At 46.0% G+C, this 20,489-nt stretch carries 20 protein-coding genes and 1 pseudogene; 8 read left to right on the top strand and 13 right to left on the bottom strand.

The window, feature by feature from the left end; all coding sequences use genetic code 11:
* Nucleotides 1-181: 181 nt before the first annotated feature.
* On the bottom strand, nucleotides 182-1,177 hold the full coding sequence (locus Q0R35_RS05875; RefSeq protein WP_295615161.1) for a folate-binding protein: 996 nt from the start codon (nucleotides 1,175-1,177) through the stop codon (nucleotides 182-184).
* 34 nt (nucleotides 1,178-1,211) lie between these two features.
* Nucleotides 1,212-1,622 carry a hypothetical protein gene (locus Q0R35_RS05870; RefSeq protein ID WP_295615160.1) on the bottom strand — a complete coding sequence of 137 codons (411 nt, stop codon included), beginning with the start codon at nucleotides 1,620-1,622 and terminating at the stop codon, nucleotides 1,212-1,214.
* A 66-nt stretch (nucleotides 1,623-1,688) separates the two neighbouring features.
* Here Q0R35_RS05870 and Q0R35_RS05865 point away from each other — a divergent pair, with 66 nt between their 5' ends.
* Complete coding sequence (locus Q0R35_RS05865) at nucleotides 1,689-1,898, top strand: DUF751 family protein (protein WP_295615159.1); 210 nt, start codon at nucleotides 1,689-1,691, stop codon at nucleotides 1,896-1,898.
* A 37-nt stretch (nucleotides 1,899-1,935) separates the two neighbouring features.
* The gene (gene rbfA / locus Q0R35_RS05860; protein ID WP_295615158.1) at nucleotides 1,936-2,373 is read left to right on the top strand and encodes a 30S ribosome-binding factor RbfA; all 438 of its coding nucleotides are present in this window, start codon (nucleotides 1,936-1,938) and stop codon (nucleotides 2,371-2,373) included.
* A gap of 132 nt (nucleotides 2,374-2,505) precedes the next feature.
* Here rbfA and psbC read toward each other — a convergent pair whose 3' ends face one another.
* Nucleotides 2,506-3,891, bottom strand: coding sequence for a photosystem II reaction center protein CP43 (psbC, locus tag Q0R35_RS05855; protein WP_366944830.1), 1,386 nt, complete (start codon nucleotides 3,889-3,891; stop codon nucleotides 2,506-2,508).
* Between the two features lie 96 nt (nucleotides 3,892-3,987).
* Nucleotides 3,988-5,052, bottom strand: a complete 1,065-nt coding sequence (gene psbD, locus Q0R35_RS05850) for a photosystem II D2 protein (photosystem q(a) protein) (RefSeq protein ID WP_295615157.1) — start codon at nucleotides 5,050-5,052, stop codon at nucleotides 3,988-3,990.
* Between the two features lie 441 nt (nucleotides 5,053-5,493).
* On the opposite strand from psbD, the gene Q0R35_RS05845 reads away from it, so the two are divergent.
* From Q0R35_RS05845 to map, 3 genes are all read left to right on the top strand, one after another.
* Nucleotides 5,494-5,763, top strand: a complete 270-nt coding sequence (locus tag Q0R35_RS05845) for a hypothetical protein (protein ID WP_295615156.1) — start codon at nucleotides 5,494-5,496, stop codon at nucleotides 5,761-5,763.
* Nucleotides 5,764-5,843: 80 nt separating this feature from the next.
* Nucleotides 5,844-6,560: an ABC transporter ATP-binding protein gene (locus Q0R35_RS05840; protein WP_295615155.1), complete on the top strand. Its 717-nt coding sequence runs from the start codon at nucleotides 5,844-5,846 to the stop codon at nucleotides 6,558-6,560.
* A 269-nt stretch (nucleotides 6,561-6,829) separates the two neighbouring features.
* Nucleotides 6,830-7,657 (top strand): type I methionyl aminopeptidase, encoded by an 828-nt coding sequence (gene map, locus Q0R35_RS05835; protein WP_295615154.1) that lies wholly within the window; start codon nucleotides 6,830-6,832, stop codon nucleotides 7,655-7,657.
* A gap of 253 nt (nucleotides 7,658-7,910) precedes the next feature.
* Here map and pruA read toward each other — a convergent pair whose 3' ends face one another.
* The 4 genes from pruA to Q0R35_RS05815 form a co-directional block, all read right to left on the bottom strand.
* On the bottom strand, nucleotides 7,911-10,922 hold the full coding sequence (gene pruA, locus Q0R35_RS05830) for an L-glutamate gamma-semialdehyde dehydrogenase (protein ID WP_295615153.1): 3,012 nt from the start codon (nucleotides 10,920-10,922) through the stop codon (nucleotides 7,911-7,913).
* Nucleotides 10,923-11,016: 94 nt separating this feature from the next.
* Complete coding sequence (locus Q0R35_RS05825; RefSeq protein ID WP_295615152.1) at nucleotides 11,017-11,463, bottom strand: DUF4385 domain-containing protein; 447 nt, start codon at nucleotides 11,461-11,463, stop codon at nucleotides 11,017-11,019.
* A 21-nt stretch (nucleotides 11,464-11,484) separates the two neighbouring features.
* Nucleotides 11,485-12,045: a glycoside hydrolase family protein gene (locus Q0R35_RS05820; RefSeq protein ID WP_366944831.1), complete on the bottom strand. Its 561-nt coding sequence runs from the start codon at nucleotides 12,043-12,045 to the stop codon at nucleotides 11,485-11,487.
* Between the two features lie 206 nt (nucleotides 12,046-12,251).
* The gene (locus Q0R35_RS05815) at nucleotides 12,252-12,908 is read right to left on the bottom strand and encodes an SDR family oxidoreductase (RefSeq protein ID WP_295615150.1); all 657 of its coding nucleotides are present in this window, start codon (nucleotides 12,906-12,908) and stop codon (nucleotides 12,252-12,254) included.
* Between the two features lie 276 nt (nucleotides 12,909-13,184).
* On the opposite strand from Q0R35_RS05815, the gene Q0R35_RS05810 reads away from it, so the two are divergent.
* Complete coding sequence (locus tag Q0R35_RS05810; RefSeq protein WP_295615149.1) at nucleotides 13,185-13,811, top strand: DUF1997 domain-containing protein; 627 nt, start codon at nucleotides 13,185-13,187, stop codon at nucleotides 13,809-13,811.
* A 51-nt stretch (nucleotides 13,812-13,862) separates the two neighbouring features.
* On the opposite strand, the pseudogene Q0R35_RS05805 reads toward Q0R35_RS05810, so the two are convergent.
* From Q0R35_RS05805 to Q0R35_RS05785, 5 genes and pseudogenes are all read right to left on the bottom strand, one after another.
* Nucleotides 13,863-13,986 (bottom strand): annotated as a pseudogene (locus Q0R35_RS05805) (ISKra4 family transposase); the annotation flags it as partial.
* Between the two features lie 27 nt (nucleotides 13,987-14,013).
* Entirely contained in the window at nucleotides 14,014-15,057 is a 1,044-nt protein-coding gene (locus tag Q0R35_RS05800) for a sulfate ABC transporter substrate-binding protein (RefSeq protein WP_295615148.1), read from the bottom strand.
* Between the two features lie 200 nt (nucleotides 15,058-15,257).
* Complete coding sequence (locus Q0R35_RS05795; protein WP_295615147.1) at nucleotides 15,258-16,082, bottom strand: DUF1361 domain-containing protein; 825 nt, start codon at nucleotides 16,080-16,082, stop codon at nucleotides 15,258-15,260.
* A 61-nt stretch (nucleotides 16,083-16,143) separates the two neighbouring features.
* Nucleotides 16,144-16,827: an HAD hydrolase-like protein gene (locus Q0R35_RS05790; protein ID WP_295615146.1), complete on the bottom strand. Its 684-nt coding sequence runs from the start codon at nucleotides 16,825-16,827 to the stop codon at nucleotides 16,144-16,146.
* Nucleotides 16,828-16,856: 29 nt separating this feature from the next.
* On the bottom strand, nucleotides 16,857-18,278 hold the full coding sequence (locus Q0R35_RS05785) for a phosphatidylserine/phosphatidylglycerophosphate/cardiolipin synthase family protein (RefSeq protein ID WP_295615145.1): 1,422 nt from the start codon (nucleotides 18,276-18,278) through the stop codon (nucleotides 16,857-16,859).
* Between the two features lie 527 nt (nucleotides 18,279-18,805).
* Here Q0R35_RS05785 and Q0R35_RS05780 point away from each other — a divergent pair.
* On the top strand, nucleotides 18,806-19,186 hold the full coding sequence (locus tag Q0R35_RS05780) for a hypothetical protein (RefSeq protein WP_295615144.1): 381 nt from the start codon (nucleotides 18,806-18,808) through the stop codon (nucleotides 19,184-19,186).
* 71 nt (nucleotides 19,187-19,257) lie between these two features.
* A complete protein-coding gene (locus Q0R35_RS05775) occupies nucleotides 19,258-20,427 on the top strand; it encodes a cysteine desulfurase family protein (RefSeq protein WP_295615143.1) in 1,170 nt (389 codons plus the stop codon).
* The last annotated feature ends 62 nt before the right edge of the window (nucleotides 20,428-20,489 follow it).

Raw genomic sequence — 20,489 nt, 5'->3', positions numbered from 1 at the left:
TTTCCGGCTCCCTCCCCTTTATAAGGGGAGGGCTGGGGTGGGGTAAAGGTCTGCGATCGTTACTAACATACTTGTGGATACACCGTAGCTTTTTAAGAGGGGAACCGGATCCGGAAGTCCCCCTTTTCAAGGGGGATTTCTAGGGTTTAAGCTTAAAAGAATTGATTTTTCAGGCACCCTCTCAAGCCTTACCTATTTCGGGATATTCATGCCGTACGAATGGAAGATCGATAATTTCTCCTGCCACATCGCCTAACATGACTTGCAACCCGACACCGCCCGCTTTCGATCGCACATAGCTCAATCCCACAACTCCAGCAGCGGTTTCGCTACAGCTAGTCAAAACGCCCACCTTTTCACCACCCACAGTAATCGCCGTACCTACCGTCACAATTTCGGCTAATTTAATGCCCCATAAATATTGTTTGACACCTTTATAGGTATTGAGTCTGGCGATCGTTTCTTGACCGATATAGCAGCCTTTAGTAAACGAAATCGTATCCCATAAACCCACCTCTAAGGGGTTGTAATCGTCGGTTAACTCCGCATCGGGCTTGGGTCTACCGCGCTCGATTCGCAGGCATTCCCAAGCATTTTCATCGACGATTGCCGCACCTAAATTAGTTATAGCTTGTTGTAGAGCTGCCGATTTATCGCGATCGCAAATCAATCGATATCCAGGTAAACCTAATTCAGTCCCGATCGCGATCCGCACTTCAATCCCATCGATATTAACTAATTGATGCCCAGATTGAGGTAAATTCACAGGACAACCCAATTTTTCTAATAGCCCCGAACTTTCCGCACCCATTAAAGTGAAACTCGCCAGCTTATCCGTGACATCTTTTAATTTAACTCGATCGGCAAAAAAGATATAGCGATCCAACCAATCAAATAAATATTTACGACGCGTCGGTGATGTAATTAACAACACCTCATCATCTAAAATTAATCCGGTGACCAGATCGATCGTTCTAGCGGTCGAAGTAATAAATACCGTATCGCAGACCTCACCCGCTTGCCGCTGTTCAAAATCTGCCGTACTTTGATTGTGTAAAAATCGCAGCCTGTCGCGATCGCTCACAATTATTTTACCCCATTCAGAACTATCGTAAATAGCCGCAGCAGATCGAGCAGCCTCTAATATTTCATGTGAGTTATTCAAATTATTTTTCATCTAAATTTATAATTATTAATAGTAGTTGAAATTACTAGCTTGGCAGATTACCGAACACTCTAGCAATCACATCTTTAGCTTTATCATCCAACCGATTCCAATCGGGAATTTGGGCTTCCATATCAATTAGACTCGTATCTACTGCCACAATTTGACTTTCGAGTTCGCTATGACTGCCCTCATAATTGAGAAAACAGACCTGATAACATAAATCCCAAATATCAAACTTTAATTGTCGATTGGCAGATTTGAGACATAAATAATTAATCGGGTGCGGATCTCTAATTTCTTCATAGCTGACTTGCCATGTCGAAGTCTCGGATTGTTGACGAATGCGATCGATAATGCGAATATAAATCGGCTGCATCAGAAACTCTGCTTGTTGCCAAGCCAATTCATCGGCAAATTTAGGCTGCATAAAGGTACGATTTAAAATTTGACTCAATCCCCCAGCACGCTAGTGGACATTCGGTTATAATAGTTTTTGTCCGCTAACACGATCGAGATTGTAATGTTTGGTGATTTTTTTAGCAACATCGGACGATACCCAAGTTACTTTGTTACCATTATCCTTGGTATTTTCATCTCTGCATTTGGGTGGTTAGCACCATTGTGGAAACGTCCTGTCACCGCCGTTGCGCTGGTGGGATTTTTGGTGGGAGTAGTTATGACCATAGCATTGACGCTCAAAGCGATGTTAGGACTTACTCCTGTCGCCTAAGTTTGAGTCGCTATTTTTAAAGATTTTAATATAATTTATGACTAATACTCGTCGCGTGTCGCGTGTCGCCGAATTAATTAAGCGCGAAGTCAGTCAAATGATCCTCTTTGATATCAAAGATGACCGGGTTGGTGCAGGAATGGTTAGTGTTACGGCTGTAGATGTAGCTGGCGATCTCCAGCATACCAAAATTTTTGTCAGTATCTACGGTAGCGACGAAGTTCGGGCTACGACGATGGAAGGACTCAAGTCTGTGACGGGATACGTGCGGAGCGAACTAGGTAAACGAGTTCGGCTCAGACGGACTCCGACGGTAATTTTTGTCGAAGATACATCGTTCGATCGAGCCACCAGCGTCTTATCATTAATCAATCAACTCAGTTTAAAACGTGGTGAGTCAGAAGATCTAGAGCCATTAGATGGCGAAGAACCTTTGACTCAATCCTCCACTGCTGAATCTCAGCCAACTATTTAGGCAGATATCGACATCCTTAGAAACCCGACTTTTCCAAAAAGTCGGGTTTCTTATCTCGCTGAGAAAATACAAAAACTCCTGCCGAATCGACAGGAGTTTTTGCTTACATAACTTAATTCCAACTAGAATCGATTAGTCAATGTCGTTCAAGAACAACGTTGGTTCGGTCTCGCGGTTGAGTCCTTTCTCGAAACCAGCAGCAGCGGCGCGTGCGCGTCCAGCGTGCCATAGGTGACCGATAAAGAAGAAGAACCCTAAGACGAAGTGAGAACAAGCCAACCATGCACGAGGAGAAACATAGTTAAACGCGTTGGTTTCAGTAATGACACCACCAACAGAGTTCAAGGAACCCAGTGGCGCGTGAGTCATGTACTCAGCAGCGCGACGCGCTTGCCAAGGTTGAATATCGTTTTTAACTTTGCTTAAATCCAAACCGTTGGGGCCACGTAATGGCTCTAACCAAGGGCCTTGGAAATCCCAGAACCGCATGGTTTCACCACCAAAGATGATTTCGCCCGAAGGAGAACGCATCAGGTATTTACCCAAACCAGTCGGGCCTTGTGCAGTTGCAATGTTCGCACCCAAACGTTGGTCGCGGATCAGGAAGGTCAATGCTTGTGCTTGAGAAGCTTCAGGGCCAGTTGGGCCGAAGAATTCACTAGGATAAACAGTGTTGTTATACCAAACCATGATCGACGCTACAAACGCCATCAAGGATACAGCAGCTAAACTGTAAGACAGATAAGCTTCACCAGACCAGATTAAAGCGCGACGCGCCCAACCGAAAGGCTTGGTCAGAATGTGCCATACACCACCAGAAATACAGAGTAAAGCAACCCAAATGTGTCCGCCGACAACATCTTCTAAGTTGTTAACACTGATAATCCAGCCTTCGCCGCCGAAGGGAGCTTTGAGCAAGTAACCAAAGATAATTGCTGGGTTGAGAGTAGGATTGGTTACAAGGCGAACGTCACCGCCACCTGGTGCCCAAGTATCATACAAACCACCAACAAACATCGCCTTGATGACGAGCAATAATGCGCCACAACCTAAAATGATGAGGTGAAAACCTAAAATCGAGGTCATTTTATCCTTGTCTCTCCAGTCGTAGCCGAAGAAAGAAGAATATTGCTCTAGCGTGTCGGGGCCGCGTAGTGCGTGGTACAAACCACCAACACCGAGTACCGCCGAAGAAATTAAGTGCAATACACCAACGACGAAGTATGGGAATGTATCCACTACTTCACCACCAGGGCCGACACCCCAACCTTGAGCTGCCAAGTGCGAAAGCAAGATGATTCCTTGCTCGTACATTGGCTTCTCTGGTACGAAGTGAGCCACCTCAAACAGGCACATGGCTCCAGCCCAAAACACAATCAAACCAGCGTGGGCGACGTGTGCGCCCAACAGCTTACCAGACAAATTGATCAGACGTGCGTTACCAGACCACCAGGCAAAGCCTGTCGAGTCTTGGTCGCGTCCGCCTGCAATCATTGTAGTATTAAAGGGCGTTTCCACTCTTGCAGTACCTCGATCGATGAACTAATAAAATACGGATTATAAAAAACCGGAAGATAAATATAATTGTACATTTATCTTCCGATCGATTCACACTTAGAGTGCGTTACCACGAGGTAGTACTTCTTCTGGGAAGATGAACTGTTCGTGAGGTTGGTCTTGAGGAGCCATCCAAGCGCGGATCCCTTCATTAAGCAGAATGTTCTTGGTGTAGAACGTTTCAAACTCAGGATCTTCTGCCGCTCTCAATTCTTGAGATACGAAGTCATAAGCGCGGAGGTTTAGAGCCAAACCAACGATGCCGACAGAACTCATCCATAATCCAGTCACGGGGACGAAGAGCATGAAGAAGTGCAACCAACGTTTGTTAGAGAAAGCTACGCCGAAGATCTGCGACCAGAAACGGTTTGCAGTTACCATCGAGTAAGTTTCTTCAGACTGGGTTGGGTCGAATGCGCGGAAGGTATTGGAACTGTCGCTTTCGCTGTCTTCAAATAGAGTGTTCTCTACAGTCGCACCGTGAATCGCACACAGCAACGCACCGCCGAGAATCCCTGCAACACCCATCATGTGGAAGGGGTTGAGAGTCCAGTTGTGGAAACCTTGTAAGAATAGGATAAAACGGAAGATTGCAGCTACACCGAAAGAAGGTGCGAAGAACCAGCCAGATTGACCCAATGGGTAAATCAAGAACACGCTGACGAAAACGGCGATTGGGCCGGAGAAAGCGAGCGCATTGTAAGGACGGATCCCAACTAGACGAGCGATTTCAAATTGACGGAGCATGAAGCCGATCAGACCAAATGCACCATGAAGAGCCACAAATGCCCACAGACCGCCAAGTTGACACCAACGAGTGAAGTCACCTTGCGCTTCTGGCCCCCAAAGTAGCATCAGAGAGTGCCCGACGCTGTTAGGAGGAGTAGAAAGTGCAGCAGTTAGGAAGTTGCAACCTTCAAGGTAGCTAGAAGCCAAACCGTGACTGTACCAAGAAGTAACGAAAGTAGTACCAGTCATCCAGCCGCCGAGGGCTAGGAAGGCACAGGGGAATAGTAAGATACCAGACCAGCCAACGAATACGAACCGATCTCTTTTTAACCAGTCGTCTAAGACATCAAAGATGCCTCTTTCCGTTTGCTGGTTGCCAACTGCAATTGTCATGATGCAGCAAAACTCCAGAATATTATAAGGACATTGTTGTTCGCGAACAGGCAGTTACATTATTAATGTACCGTCAGCCCGCTAGTAGTTAGCTGATTTATTAAATCAGTTTACGTTTCTTTACCTAGTCTAATAGAATTGTGTCGAAAAGGGCAGGATCTTTAGCCTTTCTTCGGTAAATTTTAATATTCTTAGCTAAAACAACCTCTTTTATGCTGTTTTGCTAAACTTTTGTGAGTATATATACTTATTTTGTCTGGGCGATCGAATCAATCCATTGAGATTGACTAGAGAATTCTCATCTATATAGAAGTCGATCGCGTGTGGTTGGGCTTCTAAGTATAGAGGCAATGATGCCCCATCAAAATTTTACCAGTCACTAGCCACTAAATTAGCGTTCGGCCTACAATGAAGAGTGGCACCAAAATTTTGCGAATACTTATGTACGTCATCGAAATCCTGCTCAAAAATACAGCAATGCCTATGTCCGTACAGCGCAAGACTGTTGAAGAAGCGACTACCGTTTACCAACAAGTGCTAGCGGCAATGCGTGGTAGCGATCTAACCCTGCTAGAATTGGCTTGCGATCGACAACCAGAAAAGAAAATCTGTGTCATGACCGATGCGATCGTCGCCGCTCAAATGTATGAAAAATCTGGCGCGACGGCTGCGGGTAAAACTCCTGGTTTCGTAGCTTTTGCAGCATCCTAGCACCCGCTCGACTACGGTAGGTTAGTCAAAGTCCGCGCATTGCGTCTCCATCAGGAGCGGTCACAAACACCCAAATCGACATGCCCGAATCCGTGCCCTTATCATCACCCGCGAACGGCTTGCCGTCTGCGACAGCAATCGAGGTAAAGGATCTTTCCTTTGCCTGGACATCTGGTAAAATTGCGCTCGATCGTTGTTCGCTCTCAGTACCGCGCGGTGAGTTTTGGATGCTGTTGGGTACTAATGGCAGCGGTAAATCGACTCTATTAAGTCTGATTGCTGGCTTACTAACGCCTCAAAGTGGCACGATCGATATTCATGGCGGTTTGGGAATTGTCTTTCAAAACCCCGACTGTCAGTTAGTCATGCCCACAGTCGGTGCGGATATTGCCTTCGGATTAGTTGCCGAAAAACTGACTCCCAGCCAAGTCCGCCATCGCGTCACCGAAGCTCTGAGTGCGGTAAATTTAGCCGACCTGATCCGCCGTCCCATTTACGCGCTCAGTGGCGGTCAGAAGCAGCGTGTGGCGATCGCGGGGGCGATCGCCAGACAAATTGAGGTAATTTTATTTGACGAGCCGACAGCCCTACTAGACCCCGATGCCCAGCTAGATTTAGTCGCACAAGTACGCGATCTGGTCAAAAGTCGCGGTTTGACCGCGCTCTGGGTAACGCATCGGCTTGAAGAGCTAGACTATTGCGATGGGGCATTTTTAATCGAACACGGGCAATTAGTAGATCGGGGCGAACCCGAACGAATGCGCCAGCGATTGATGAAAGAAGTGGGAAATTATTAGACCTGCTGTGAAAGTAAAAATACAATCTTTGTTAGTACTGTTTTTAGCTGCTCGATCGTGGGGTATTGACGGGAAACCACCGACTCAACTCTGCTAAAGTTCTCCCTATCCCTGACTTTTGCAGAAAGTCTATTGATAGTTGCGATCGATTCCTTTACAGTGAAAGAAGCCAGAGTCTGAAACCTGGTAGCGTCCCGATCCGACGAATGACAAGCCGCTAACACTCGACTTTCCCTATTTTACCTTTAGCCAGCCTGCTCCATCACGATATGAACATTCTCAGCGATTTACTTTTACAAAAGCAACAACCCACCCGCGAAAAGAAGCAACAAAAAGGCATCCAAATTAAAACGGAGCGGGAAATTGCCATCATGCGCCAATCTTCGCGGATTGTCGCCACAGTCTTAAAAGAAATTTTCGGGATGGTGGAGCCAGGGATGACAACAGCCGATCTCGATGCCTATGCCGAAAAGCGGATTCGGGAAATGGATGCAATCCCTAGCTTTAAAGGCTTATATGGATTCCCCGCCTCGATTTGTTCGAGCATTAATAACGAGGCGGTACATGGTATCCCCAGCCGCAAAAAAGTCATTAAGCAAGGCGATGTGCTTAAAGTCGATACCGGAGCTTATTTTCAAGGATTTCATGGCGATTCTTGCATTACGATCGGCGTTGGTACCGTTACACCCGCTGCTGCTAAACTCATTCAAGTTGCCGAGGAAGCCCTATACAAGGGCATAGAACAGGTCAAAGAAGGTGCTTACCTCCTCGACCTCGCTGGCGCGATTCAAGACCATGTAGAGGCGAATGGCTTCAGTATCGTTGAAGATTTTACCGGGCATGGTGTCGGACGCAATCTGCATGAAGAACCATCGGTATTTAATTTCCGCACCCGCGAGATGCCCAATGTGAAACTCAGAGCAGGCATGACGATCGCGATCGAACCAATTATCAACGCCGGATCGAAGATTACTAAAATGATGCCAGATAAATGGACGGCGGTAACGGTTGATAAATCTTTATCCGCGCAGTTCGAGCATACTGTTTTAGTTACCAAAGATGGCTATGAAATTTTAACCGATCGCAATCTAGTCTAATTGGTTAATGCCACTCATTTAAATTCCCGACTTTTTTGAAAAGTCGGGGATTTGGGATTTGGTTGAGTCTCATCATGGCGGAGGATTCGATTCTCGTGCCGAAAGGCTTTGCCAAAGCGAAAAAATGGAGTAGAGCTACGCCCAAGTGTTCAAAGTCGAGTTGAAGCAGCGGCGGTTTTATGCGGAGGGAACCTCCGAATAAAACCGACAAGACAGTCGGGGATATAGTCCTGACTAATCTTCACCCCTACCCTCAATCGATACCTTCAATCGGAGCGAAACCTTGACGTTGGATATTTTCAGTCACCGTGCGCGGATCGAGGAATTGAAGCAGATAATCAGGCCCACCAGCTTTAGAACCAACACCCGATAGCTTATAGCCGCCAAAGGGTTGCCGCGCCACGATCGCACCTGTAATCGTCCGATTGATGTAGAGGTTGCCGACTTCAAATTCTACTTTAGCGCGATCGATATGTGACGGCGTGCGCGAGTAGAGTCCGCCTGTGAGGGCAAAGTTGGTATTGTTGGCAATTTCAATGGCACGATCGAAATCCTCGGCTTTCATTACCGATAATACGGGGCCAAAAATCTCTTCCTGAGCCAAGGCAGACTGAGGATCGACATCGGTGAAGATGACTGGCCCGATAAAATAGCCCGAATCGGGGCTAGGTAGCTCTAGAGCGAGTGTAGCCGTCGTTTTACCCTTGGCGATCGTTTCGCGAATTCGGTGCTGGGCAGCGGTATCGATGACGGGGCCGACTTTGGTACTCGGATCGATCGGATCGCCCACATTCAGCGATTTTGCTGCTGCTACCAGTCGCTCGATGAATGGTTCGTAAATTGAGGCGAGTACCACCACGCGGGAGCAGGCGGAGCATTTTTGACCGCTATAACCAAAGGCTGAATCAACAACGCCTTGGACTGCTAAATCTAAATCGGCACTTTCATCGACGACGATCGCATTTTTGCCACCCATCTCAGCAATGACGCGCTTGAGGTGTTTTTGTCCGGGTTGGAGGATGGCTGCGCTGGCATAAATTTCGCACCCGACTTCTTGAGAGCCTGTAAAGACGATCGCCTGTACGTGAGGGTGTTTGACAAGGTGGGCACCAACGGTGGAGCCGCTACCGGGGACGAATTGGAATACGCCTTTAGGGATGCCTGCATCGACTAATATTTCAGCTAATTTGGCAGCAATTACTGAGGTGACGGCGGCGGGTTTGAGTAAGACGCAATTGCCTGTAACTAGGGCGGCTACCACCATACCTGTGGGAATTGCGAGGGGGAAATTCCAGGGCGAAATTACTAGCACGATGCCTTTGGGGCGATACAAATAGCGATCGGTTTCACCAGCAACATCGTAGACTGTTTCGCGATCGAGTCGTTCCATTTCTGCGGCATAATACCGACAAAAATCGGCAGCTTCAGAGACTTCAACATCAGCTTGCGGCAGGGGTTTTCCGGCTTCAAATACCATCCAGGCATTGAGTTCGTGGCGACGAGCTTCGAGTAAGTCAGCCGCACGTCGCAAGATGGCGGAGCGGGTGGCGACGGGGGTGTTTTTCCAGGTTTTAAAAGCGGCTTGAGCGGCGGAAATCGCACTTTCGGCACCGTCGATTGTAATTTGCCCGATCGATCCGACGATTTCGTTAGGATGAGCAGGGTTTACCGATTGAATTGTGGCGGTTGTTGGCACCCATTCGCCGTTAATTAGCGGCTGATAGGTTTGTCCTAATTTCGATTTTACTGAAGTTAGTGCCGCAGTTGCCGCCGATCGACACCGCTCGATCGCATAATCTGTATCCGCAGCCGGGTCGATCCGCGTTACTAAAGCTGTCGAAGCAGGCATCGGTAAGGGTAGCACCTCATTACCATCCGCGTCGCCTTCGCCCCAAATTGGAGCCGCCAAAAGTCCCTCTAGCGGTTGCCCCGACAAGCTTTGACGGAGAAAAGATGTATTGGCAGTATTTTCTAAGAGTCGCCGAATCAGGTACGCCATCCCCGGAATGAGGGCACCATAAGGACAATATACCCGCACGCGGTGACCCTGTTGGGCGAGGGCGATCGCCAGATTATCCGCCATGCCATATAAAACTTGAAATTCGATCTGTTGCGGGGGAATATTTAAAGCTTGCGAAATTGCGATCGCATGTGCCTGAGATCGGATATTATGGCTACCGATCGCGGCATGTAAATACTCGTGATTTGTCAATAATAAAGCGGTCATCCGCTCGAAATTGGCATCCGTAGAAGATTTGTGGTTATAAACTGGTGTCGCCCAATGATTTTGGCGTGCCACGATCGTTTCCCGATCCCAATAAGCCCCTTTAATGAGCCGGAGCGTAATCGGGTTGCCCCGTTTTTTCGCCCACGAGATTAACTCTTGCAAATCTTGGTAGCTATCGCGAAGATAGGCTTGGAGGGTAATGCCAATATCGGTGCGATCGCGAAACTCTGGTTCCAGCAGCAGGGGTTTAAGTACCTCTAGCGTCGCGTTTTTATAACGATACTGTTCCATGTCAAAATGCACCGCCGCCCCCACTTCCTGAGCCTTGCGGAGCAAGATCCGGAGCCGATCGCCGACCTTAGCCTGAGAACCTCTAACATCAAGCGGATCGAATTGAGAATAAAACGCCGTTAATTTAACCGAAACCTGCACGGGGGATGCATCAGGGGCAGATCGCCAATTGCTAGCAGCGGTAGTAAGTTGCCCCATTAACTCCAAATAGCGATCGAGATAAGATTGGGCTTCGGTTTCGGTAATTACGGCTTCACCCAACACATCGATCGTAAACGTCATCGACTGGTTGCGGAGTCGATCGATACTTTTGAGCATCTGAGGCAGGTTTTCGCCTGCAATATACTTACGCGCCAAGGTTTCCACAGCAGTAGTCATCGTTGTCGCCGCCACCTGTCCGGGGAGCGAATCGGGCGCGGTAAAATTAAGTAAATCTTTAAGAGCCTGGGGCAATTCTACCGCCGCATCGCTTAAATATTCCTGAAGGTGACGGGCAATTTGCGCCTTAGTCGCCAGCGATGGCAAACAATCGATCGCCCGAAATAATTGTACCCGCAAACTGGGGTTTTCCATCGTCCAACCCAGCAGCATGTCATCCCACCGAAATTTATCTCGCAGCTTGGCAAAGAGCGATCGCTTTTCGGTGGTGGCGGCGAGTAGCTGACTGGCAATAGCTTGAGTTTGTGCCTCAATCTTCAGATCGCTAATCGGTTCGGAACTAGAACGAGTGGGATTGACGATCGTCATATATTAGTGCGGGGGAATGGGGCAGCAGTGGTCTATATTTATGCTGTTACTTTAACAAAAATCGGCACCGAGAACAGTAAGATACATGACACAACTATCGATGCCTGTGTCGATCGAGCATCATTACATAATCGGGATCTGCCTTGGCTAATTGCCAAATTTCATAGAAAATCCCGGCAGATTCAGCTTTAATGGGATCTTCCTCGCGCGGGAGAATGGTTCGATCGTCTTTGCCATACTTGCGTCCCGATTTATGATTAGCATAGCGACGAGATCGCGTGTATCCCATCTGGAGAAATTTCCGCGCCATATCCATCCCCACGAAATCTGCTTGTGCTTTGTATTCGAGGAACAGCGCGTAAATCTTTTGAGCAGACTGATGAGCGATTTCTGGCGTTCTGAATTTCCAGTAAGGTAGAATCTCGCTTTTGTATGGTTCCACTAGTAAAACACCTTGTTCGCCTTTACCGACTCGATACAGTTCGGGCTGCTGGCGAAAATCGATCGTCTTAAAGTCCAGCGTATAATCAAATTTATCCATATTGACGATTGGGTAGCATCATCAAAGTTTACTTTTTCGTGCCAATTCTTCCTGCAAGATCTGTTGATAAATTCCAGCCAACTTAGATGTCACCGTATTTGTCTCAATCCCATAGCCCAAACTCGTCCAGGTACTCGATAATCGCTTTCTTACCTGCTCTAACTTGCCATCTTTTAATGACTGTGAAATATTCATTTTCCAGAATTTTTCGTCACTGAGCCAAGCATGAACGACAGCATCTTGGTATTCAGGCTCGAAACTATAAGCACACTGAAAAACGAATAACAGACAATCAGGTTGGGGATGATATTTCTTGGACATTGTTGCCCAGGTAGTATTAATCATCTGGTAGCGTCCCGCTGCTGTGGAACAATTATTGATATTCGGCCCACTAGTAATCCGAATACACTGTTCGGGATGACGATCGAGACTTTTAGCATGACTCCCGCCATATATTACCGAATAAGGCTGACGATCGCTGGCTTCACTCGCCGAAATCATCCGCATTAATGCGCGGATGTAGGGATCGCCGCCTGTCATCATTAACGGTGGATTTCGAGCTGTCTCGAAGGTGGGACTCATCTTCGGCTGACGGAATGCTTGTCTCCATAGTAATAGTAAGCACAGTGCGAAAATACTACCGATCGCCATACCGATCGTTTTATAAGGCTTGGGTTTAGTTAGATCCATTACAACAGAGGCATCGGGGAGGATCGATGTCAGCAAATCGATCTCTGACATCGGGGATGGGCAAGAAGGCAAATTATAACCTTCTTGCTTTTATATATCTACACCGCCGAGAAGAGATCTTCCCAACTTTTTGATTCTGCTGTCGGCGAACTGACAATTTCTAAAACTTTATTGCGTGCTTGAGGACTAGTGAGTGACTCAACGCACACCTGAGCCACCTTTTGTCTGGGTATACTACCATCATAGAGGGTATCCGCTCCAGACATAATTACTGGGTTGGAATTATCTTCATTTTTGAGTCCTCCGGGACGCACGATCGTGTAGTTGAGTCCGCTAGTTTTAAGATACTGTTCGGCTTGTTGCTTCCACCACAAAATCAACCAAAACAGATTGAGTGGATGAAAAAACTTCGATACGCACAGCGATGAAACAAACACAAACTGCTCGATATTGTGAGATTTTGCCGCTTCTACCAGGTTTTTAGTGCCTTCATAATCTACCTGATAGGGGCCAGTCGGATCTAAACTTGGTTTAGCTCCCGTGGCACAGAGAATTACCGTACTATCGCCGATTGCTTCATTAATACTGGCGCGATCGAGTACATCACCCATCACTAGCTCTACTTCTGATGGTAAAATTTCTCGTGCCTTGGTAATATCTCTCACCATCGCTCGGACTGGAATCCCACGTTTGACTAGCTCCCGAACGATCCGTCGTCCAGTTTCTCCTGTCGCTCCGGCTACAAATGCTTTCATTAAGTTTTTGTTACAATATACTAAAAATTCAGCTTCACTACTTCTTATGTTAAAGACAGAAACAATTAAATGGGCATCTACCGTCAGCAAATCGTAGGTGCGATCGCCCAGATTTCCACATAATTATGATGTACAGTTCGATCGACCATTAAAAATAGAGCGAAGACTTACTAAAAATTTCCGGTTTTCACTAGCTAGAGCTTGTAAATAACTCTTGAGAGTCAGTGCATTTTTACCACTACCACCCAGTCAGCACATCAACAGGATAACAGCGAGATGCCAGTAACTACACTAGAAAAAAACAGCCATACACAGAGTTCGATCGTGATGAATCCTGAATTAGAGCAGCGACTGGTGTCGATCGAGACAAAGCAACTCCAACCTTTTTGTTTTAGCTATCGCTTCACCGATGCTATGCTGATGGGTGCTGATATCAAAACGGTGGCTAAATACCTAGATGCTCATCAGGGCTGGTTTACACGTTGCGCTCGTCCGATGACTGCCAACCCACTGGGTAAAAATGGCTATGCACTGACGATCGGCAAATTCAATTCGTTTGGCTATGTTGTCGAACCCAAAATCGGCTTAGAGTTATTGCCCCAAGATAGCGGCGTATACCGCATCAAAACCGTCGAAATTCCTGACTATACCCCACCGGGATATGAAGTAAGTTTCAATGCCCAGATGCGCCTAGTAGAAGCCGTAAATGGCGATAAATTGGTAACCAACGTCGATTGGGATCTCGATTTGAATGTCTATATTCAGTTTCCAAAGTTTATCTACAAGTTACCAACTGGTGTCATTCAAGGTACTGGCGATAAACTCTTAAAACAAATTGTCAATCGAGTTTCTAAGCAATTAACGCACAAGGTTCGGCAAGATTTTCATGGTAATTTAACGTGAGTTCGGGCGGGAGCGCGCCAACTTTGCCAGAACGAATGAACTAAACGATCGCTAAAGCTGGGCGTTAAGGTAAGCACAGTGATGCTTGAGAACTTGAGAGACATTACCTTCGTTCCATTGTGCAAAGAGAGATTTTTAATCGTCGATCGATCTGTTTGATAGTAGACTCTACGGCATGAAGGGGTGACAAGCACCCCTGGAACTATTTTTTCCCAGCTTCAATTTTGTCGTAAACACCCCTGTCGTCAAAGAATTTCTTTTGAAAATCACTCCAACCCCCATATTCAGCTATGTTACTCAGTGTCTTCACTTTTGGGAAACGTGGATCTGCTACTGTTGCCGCAGGACGATAGCCTAACTTCACAAATTCGGCTTGCGATTCAGGTGTAAACATATAGTTAACAAAAGCTTCGACGACCTCTCGATTGCCGTGTTTATCCACATTTTTATCGACAATTGCGACTGGAGTATCGATCGAAACATTCACATCTGGCACTACATAGTCGAGTGATTGACCTCTTTCTTTGGCAAAGAGAATTTCATTCTCATAGTTTAAGAGTGCGTCTCCCTGTCCCTGCTTGGCAAAAGCATCTGTGGCTTCTCGCGCATCTTTTGGCTGGACGACAACATTTTTAAAAGCAGCGGTAACAAATTCTGTGGCTTTGGCTTCGTTCCCACCAGCTTTAATCGCACTATTCCACAAAGCTAAGAAATTCCACCGCGCGCCGCCAGAAGTTTTCGGATTAGCCGTTACCCATTTGACATCAGGACGCGCCAGATCTGCAAAGGATTTAATTTTTTTGGGGTTACCCGAACGGGTAATAATTGCCGCGACAGATCTGGCAACAATGGCATTATTTGGTAACTTTTTGTCCCAATCTTTCGCGACTAATGAAGCTTGCGCTAATTTATTGACATCTCCACCTAAAGCCAAATGCACCACATCCGCAGGTAAACCATCGATGACTGCACGAGTTTGAGATCCAGAACCGCCATAAGTTTGTTTGAATGTCACTTTTTGGTTATGTTCCTGTTGCCATTTAGCGACAAACTTTTTGATGATTACATCGTGAGCGGCTTTAGGAACGGCGTAGCCTACTAAGGTAATTTCTACATCTTTTTTCGCGCCAGCACCCGAACTATTAGTTTTTGACTGGTTGCCGCAAGCTACCATAGACAGGCTCAAACCCGTACCAATAAATAATCCTGCTATCGATCTGAGTACTTGCTGGCTGACGGTTATCATGTTATTTCTCAAAATCTACTGTATTTAGATCGGAATATCGTTTAAATCTCAAGATCATCTTAGCAACATCCGTACGGGAGGTCAAGAGAGATGGGATCTGGGAGCTAGGAGATGGGAGTAAGAAGCAAGAAGTAAGTAAGAAGAGTGGGATAATTGTTGGTTGTAAGAGATGATAAATTGTACTTAAACTCGGCAACTTTCTAGTGACTGTAAAGAGAAGATTTGACTATAATTGGTTTGCAGATGGCATACAAAATAGTAATAATTAAAAATGTTAATAGAATTACAATTACCGGAAACTTACCAATCAATTCTCCTGGCAAAATACTTAAAAAATATTTAGGCTGTGTTACTAAACTCCAACTATTAAATCTAATAAATCGTCCGATATAAATCCCGATCGCACACAATAGATGCAAGCTTAATTCGATGGTACTCGTGTAACGATCGAGATGATATTTATGTAAGTATTCATCGATATTAACTAGCGAACACACATAACAGAACCACCCTAAGCCAATAAATATTATGTAAATTGGTACGATAATTAGTGTAATTGCCCATACCGAATCTAAGGTGCGAACTGCCTCATAGAAATGAATGATATCGGTAAGAATATATGGTGCATTAGGTAAAATAGCAAGAAATAAAAATAAACCCATCCACCAAAAAATCGACCGATCGCGATTCGATCTCAACCGTCGATCTACAATTGCTAAAATAATAATTAAGCCGACCGAGATCGCAATAAAAAATATTCTTACGCCCCATAGAGACATGACGATCCGTTCGAGTGCTTCGAGTAAATTGCCGTTATTATATTTTTTAATGCCGATAACAAAGCTGATCCCCAATAAGATATAAGTACTCCAGCAAAAAATCGAAGACCGGGGCTTATTAAATAGAAAAAAACTCAATGTCAGCGGAACTAGTGCCAAAAAGCTATTCCAGGCAATCCGACCGAGATCGTCGGCAATAACCCGAACGACTGGATCGATCGCGATTGGGATTTGGGATAAAAGCATGTTTTTTAAATGTAGCTCGAATTCAATATGAGTGAAGACCGAATGAGTAAGTAAAATATACTTATCCAAAAATTACAGGCATAATTTCAGCTAGATTTTGATAATTGGGTAAAACACATTTGGCACCAACAGCAAATAAATCGACAACCCGTTCGCCTGTACCGATGCCAATGAAATGATAATTTAACTGTTTTGATGCAATTCCATCCCACACCCCATCGCCGATATACGTTACGGTTTGAAATTGAGATCGTCGATAAAATTCTAACGTGCGATCGTAAGCGCAGTGCATAATATCTACACGCGCGCGGGCATCGTCGGAACAAGCCATCGGGATGAAGATTCTGTCTAATCCTACTTGTTGAAGTTTAAACAGTGCCGTTTGTTTCCACGCACCTGTCGCAATTGCAATCGCATAATGAGGATCTGCATTTAAGCTCTCTAAAATCTCGCTAGCTCCAGCGATCGATTGTAAGGGTTTTTGGCTGACGGCAATTATTAATAGTTCTAAAAATCGCTGTTGATAAGCATAGAGTTCTCCAAGTGTGGGATCGCGCCCTAATTCTGTTTGACAGAGTGTGTGTAAAATCCCGGCATCGGTAATGTGCGGATAATTGCCCCAATTACGATCGATCTTGTTGAGATCGAAGCCAAACACATCTACTAGGGCTTGTAAATAGCACTGGGAATCGATCGCATTACTATCGACCAAAGTACCATCTAAATCGAACATAATTAGGTGCATTGATTTTTATCTGTCAACTGTCAACTAATCTAACACCGTTTATTTTTAAGCCGTGCGGGAATCCCTAAGACTACACCCGTATAGAGTCTGTCAAACTCGCGATCGAAATGTGCGGCGACGGTAGGATTATTTTGGATGACGAGTAAAGTTTCATCATTACTATAATTGGCAGCGTTCGACCAATTATGCGAACCTGTAATCACAGTCTGTCGATCGATTATCGCAAATTTGTGGTGAAGTAAATCGCCTGTCGGTAAAGTCGGTACGCCAATCGTCGCCAACGGCTGAGAATTACTTGTCGCCGCACAAACATTACCTTCAGCCACACCCATCAGTGTCAAACCCGAACTATACTCGCGATAGGCGAACTGTCGATCGATCAGCCCACGAATCTTAACACCTCGCTGCGATTGAGCTTGTAAAATAGTGCCCAATCCTGGCTCGGAAAAGACAAACAATGCAAAATCGACTTGTTGTTGACTGCTACCGAGGAACTTCCCGATCGAGCCATTGGTACTATCATCCCATGCCTGTTGCTTGGAAGTCGGCGAGAATTGCACCAGGACGCGCGTTTTACCTACAAGTACTTCAAACGGTAAACGTGCGGGTTTACGGGCCTTAAACTGGCTAATTTGGTTGCCTGCGTTGCCATCGCCCCACATCAGGTTAAACTCAGTCGTAAATGCAGCAGCTAATTGACTACTTTCGATCTGCACCAGATTATTCTGATTGCCCTCACTTTCTGGGCGACTCAAATCGCCATAGATATCGCTCATCGTCCAATTTGCCGAAGTGACGATGACTCGATGCCCATCTACCACCATAAATTTGTGGTGCATCAACCCACTACCGCGCGAACCGTCTGCCGTATCGTCGAGAATGGGTATTTTGGCATTGCGAAGGATAATTAACGCGTCGCGCTGGTTAATCTCTGCGGGTGAGAGCGTACCATTGCCATCGATATCTACTAATTTCTGAAATTCCTGATAATGTTCGCGTTCCCTGGTTGTCAAACCCTCTATATCGGCAGTTGTTAACTCACTGAGCGGACGGCTATAATTATGTTCTAAAATTACCCTAATTTTGATTCCCGTCTGAGATTTTACCGCCAGAGCTTGGGCGATATTTGGTAATTGAAACTCTTGTACTGCAATATCGATGCTCGATTGTGATGAATCGATGGCAGCAATTAATTTAGCAGCCAAATCTACGCCCGGTCTAGTTTTCTGTCGATAAGATTCAGTAAAATCTACCGATCGATCGTGGTTAAAATAGACTTGGATCGACTCATCTTGTGGGAGTGGTGGTGGTTTTGCAGAAATTGTGGATGCAGATCGCGCAAAGAACCAATATCCACAAAAAATGGTAATACCGATGCTTCCAAGAGCTAAACTATAAAAGAGAGAGGAGTGTAATGTGCCGGAAATCTGGCTAAATCGTCGAAATTTCACAAGGAAACTCAGAAATTATGAATGATAAATGATGAATTAATAGATAGGTACTATTAATTCAATAATGACGATTCTCTCTCATGAGAGGCTCCGCCAACGATAATCTCGCTGGCGTTGGCGTTGATGTTCGCGTTGACGTTGGCAAAGCATACCGTAGGTACAGCCGCGCCGAGAGGTAATCGCGAGATACTTACTTCATTGTATCATTTATTACTCACTTATGGTCAGCGATCGCTGTCTGAGTGCCCATAAACCCCTAGACTTGAATATTGGTGTGTTAGCATCTGGCTGTGCTAGATGCGGTCATCGTTACTAGCTAGTGGTTTTAATGTCAGTAGCTGCTTGAAGAGCAGCTACTGAATCGACGGCAAACATGCCCGTCATGTTTGCTAACATAGAATCGTATTTCGATCTCTATCAATTTATCAAAGGTAAGATCGATATCGTTGTTCAAATTTCCAGGCAGATAACTAGTAACTGCTTACTTACCATTTTTACTAACTACATTAGACATCGAGGTGTATATCATGAGCAGACGCAGAAAAATGTTTCAATGCGGTCATAAAGGCTACGGGCAGATTTGCCATCGCTGCCTCCAGGAAGAGGTAGATGTCAATGAAAAGAAAGAGAAAAAACGAACCTGGCATGATAGCTTTGCCTTCGATCCGATCGATCTTAAAAGCTTACCATCGCATGTAGTTTTAAAAGCTAGAAATATTATTATCGGGTTACAAGATCGTCGTAACTATCGAGAGTTTGGTGGTAAAAGGCTGCGCCACAACCGATTAGTGATTAGCATTCCTGTGACTCGCAATTACCGGATGTTGTGTTTCGAGCAAGATGGCATTCTTAAACCTAAAGAAGTGCTATCGCATGAAGATTATAATATCTGTAAACCAGGTAGCTAGAGGAATCTAGCTATGTGAATGCTGAAATTCACCCCTGTAAATCGACTGAAAATTATTAGCTATCCCAGCCCATGCAGATTTACCTAGATCATAGTGCGACCACACCAATGCGCGCTGAAGCGATCGCGACGATGCACCGAATTCTCACTTCAGAATGGGGCAACCCTTCGAGTATCCATCAGTGGGGGGAACGCGCTTCCACCGCGCTCGAACAAGCGAGATTTCAAGTAGCAGCATTAATTAATGCTAACCCCGACGCGATCGCTTTTACATCTGGAGGCACTGAAGCTAATAATCAGGCGATTATAGGGGTGACCAATTTGTATATAACCCCGCAACATTTAGTTATTTCTAGTGTCGAACATTCGTCGATCGAAGTGCCCGCACGCTGGTTAGAAAGTAGAGGGTGGCAAGTAACTAGATTGCCAGTCGATCGCGCGGGACGGATCGATCCCCAAGATTTGGCTGCGGCAATTCGCCCGAATACCGTTTTGGTGTCGATAATTTACGGTCAAAGTGAAGTCGGTACCATTCAACCGATCGCCGAATTAGCCGCTATTTGTCAACAGTATCGAGTTTATTTCCATACCGATGCCGTCCAGGCTGCTGGCAGAGTGGCAATCGATGTTCGCGCGCTGGGGATCGATCTACTCTCAATCTCCAGTCACAAGCTGTATGGCCCTCAAGGTACGGGCGCGCTGTATATTCGTCCGGAGTTAGAACTAGTGCCCCTATTAGCTGGCGGCGGTCAAGAAATGGGCTGGCGATCTGGCACTCAAGCAGTGCCTCAAATCGCTGGATTTGGCATCGCCGCAGAGCTAGCTAGTGAAGAATTAACCACCGAAAATCATCGACTAATCGGTTTGCGCGATCGCTTATTCGATCTCTTAGCTGATTGTCCGATCCTAATTCCGACCGGGGATCGCTTACACCGCCTCGCCCATCACCTGAGTTTTTGTCTGCACCTGCCCGATTGTCATGCCACAGCAAACATCACTGGTAAAACGATCGTCCGCCAACTCAACCTCGCTGGCATCGGCATCAGTTCTGGAGCCGCTTGTGCCAGTGGCAAACTTACTCCCAGCCCGATTCTATTGGCGATGGGATATACCCAAACCGAAGCAGTACGCGGAATTCGACTCACGCTCGGCAAAGGCACCACCGTGGAAGATATCGACTGGACGGCGATGGCATTAAAACAAATTCTCGCCCGCCAAATTCCACAATTAGCTTGTGTGTAAAGGGGATAGTGAATAGTGAATAGTGGATAGTGGATAGTGAATCTTTAAATAACTCAGTCGCC

This window comes from Chamaesiphon sp. GL140_3_metabinner_50, from assembly GCF_025361915.1.
In the GTDB taxonomy this organism is placed as follows: domain Bacteria; phylum Cyanobacteriota; class Cyanobacteriia; order Cyanobacteriales; family Chamaesiphonaceae; genus Chamaesiphon.
The sequence above is the reverse complement of the archived record's forward strand: the minus strand, read 5'-3'. Positions and strand labels throughout refer to the sequence as shown.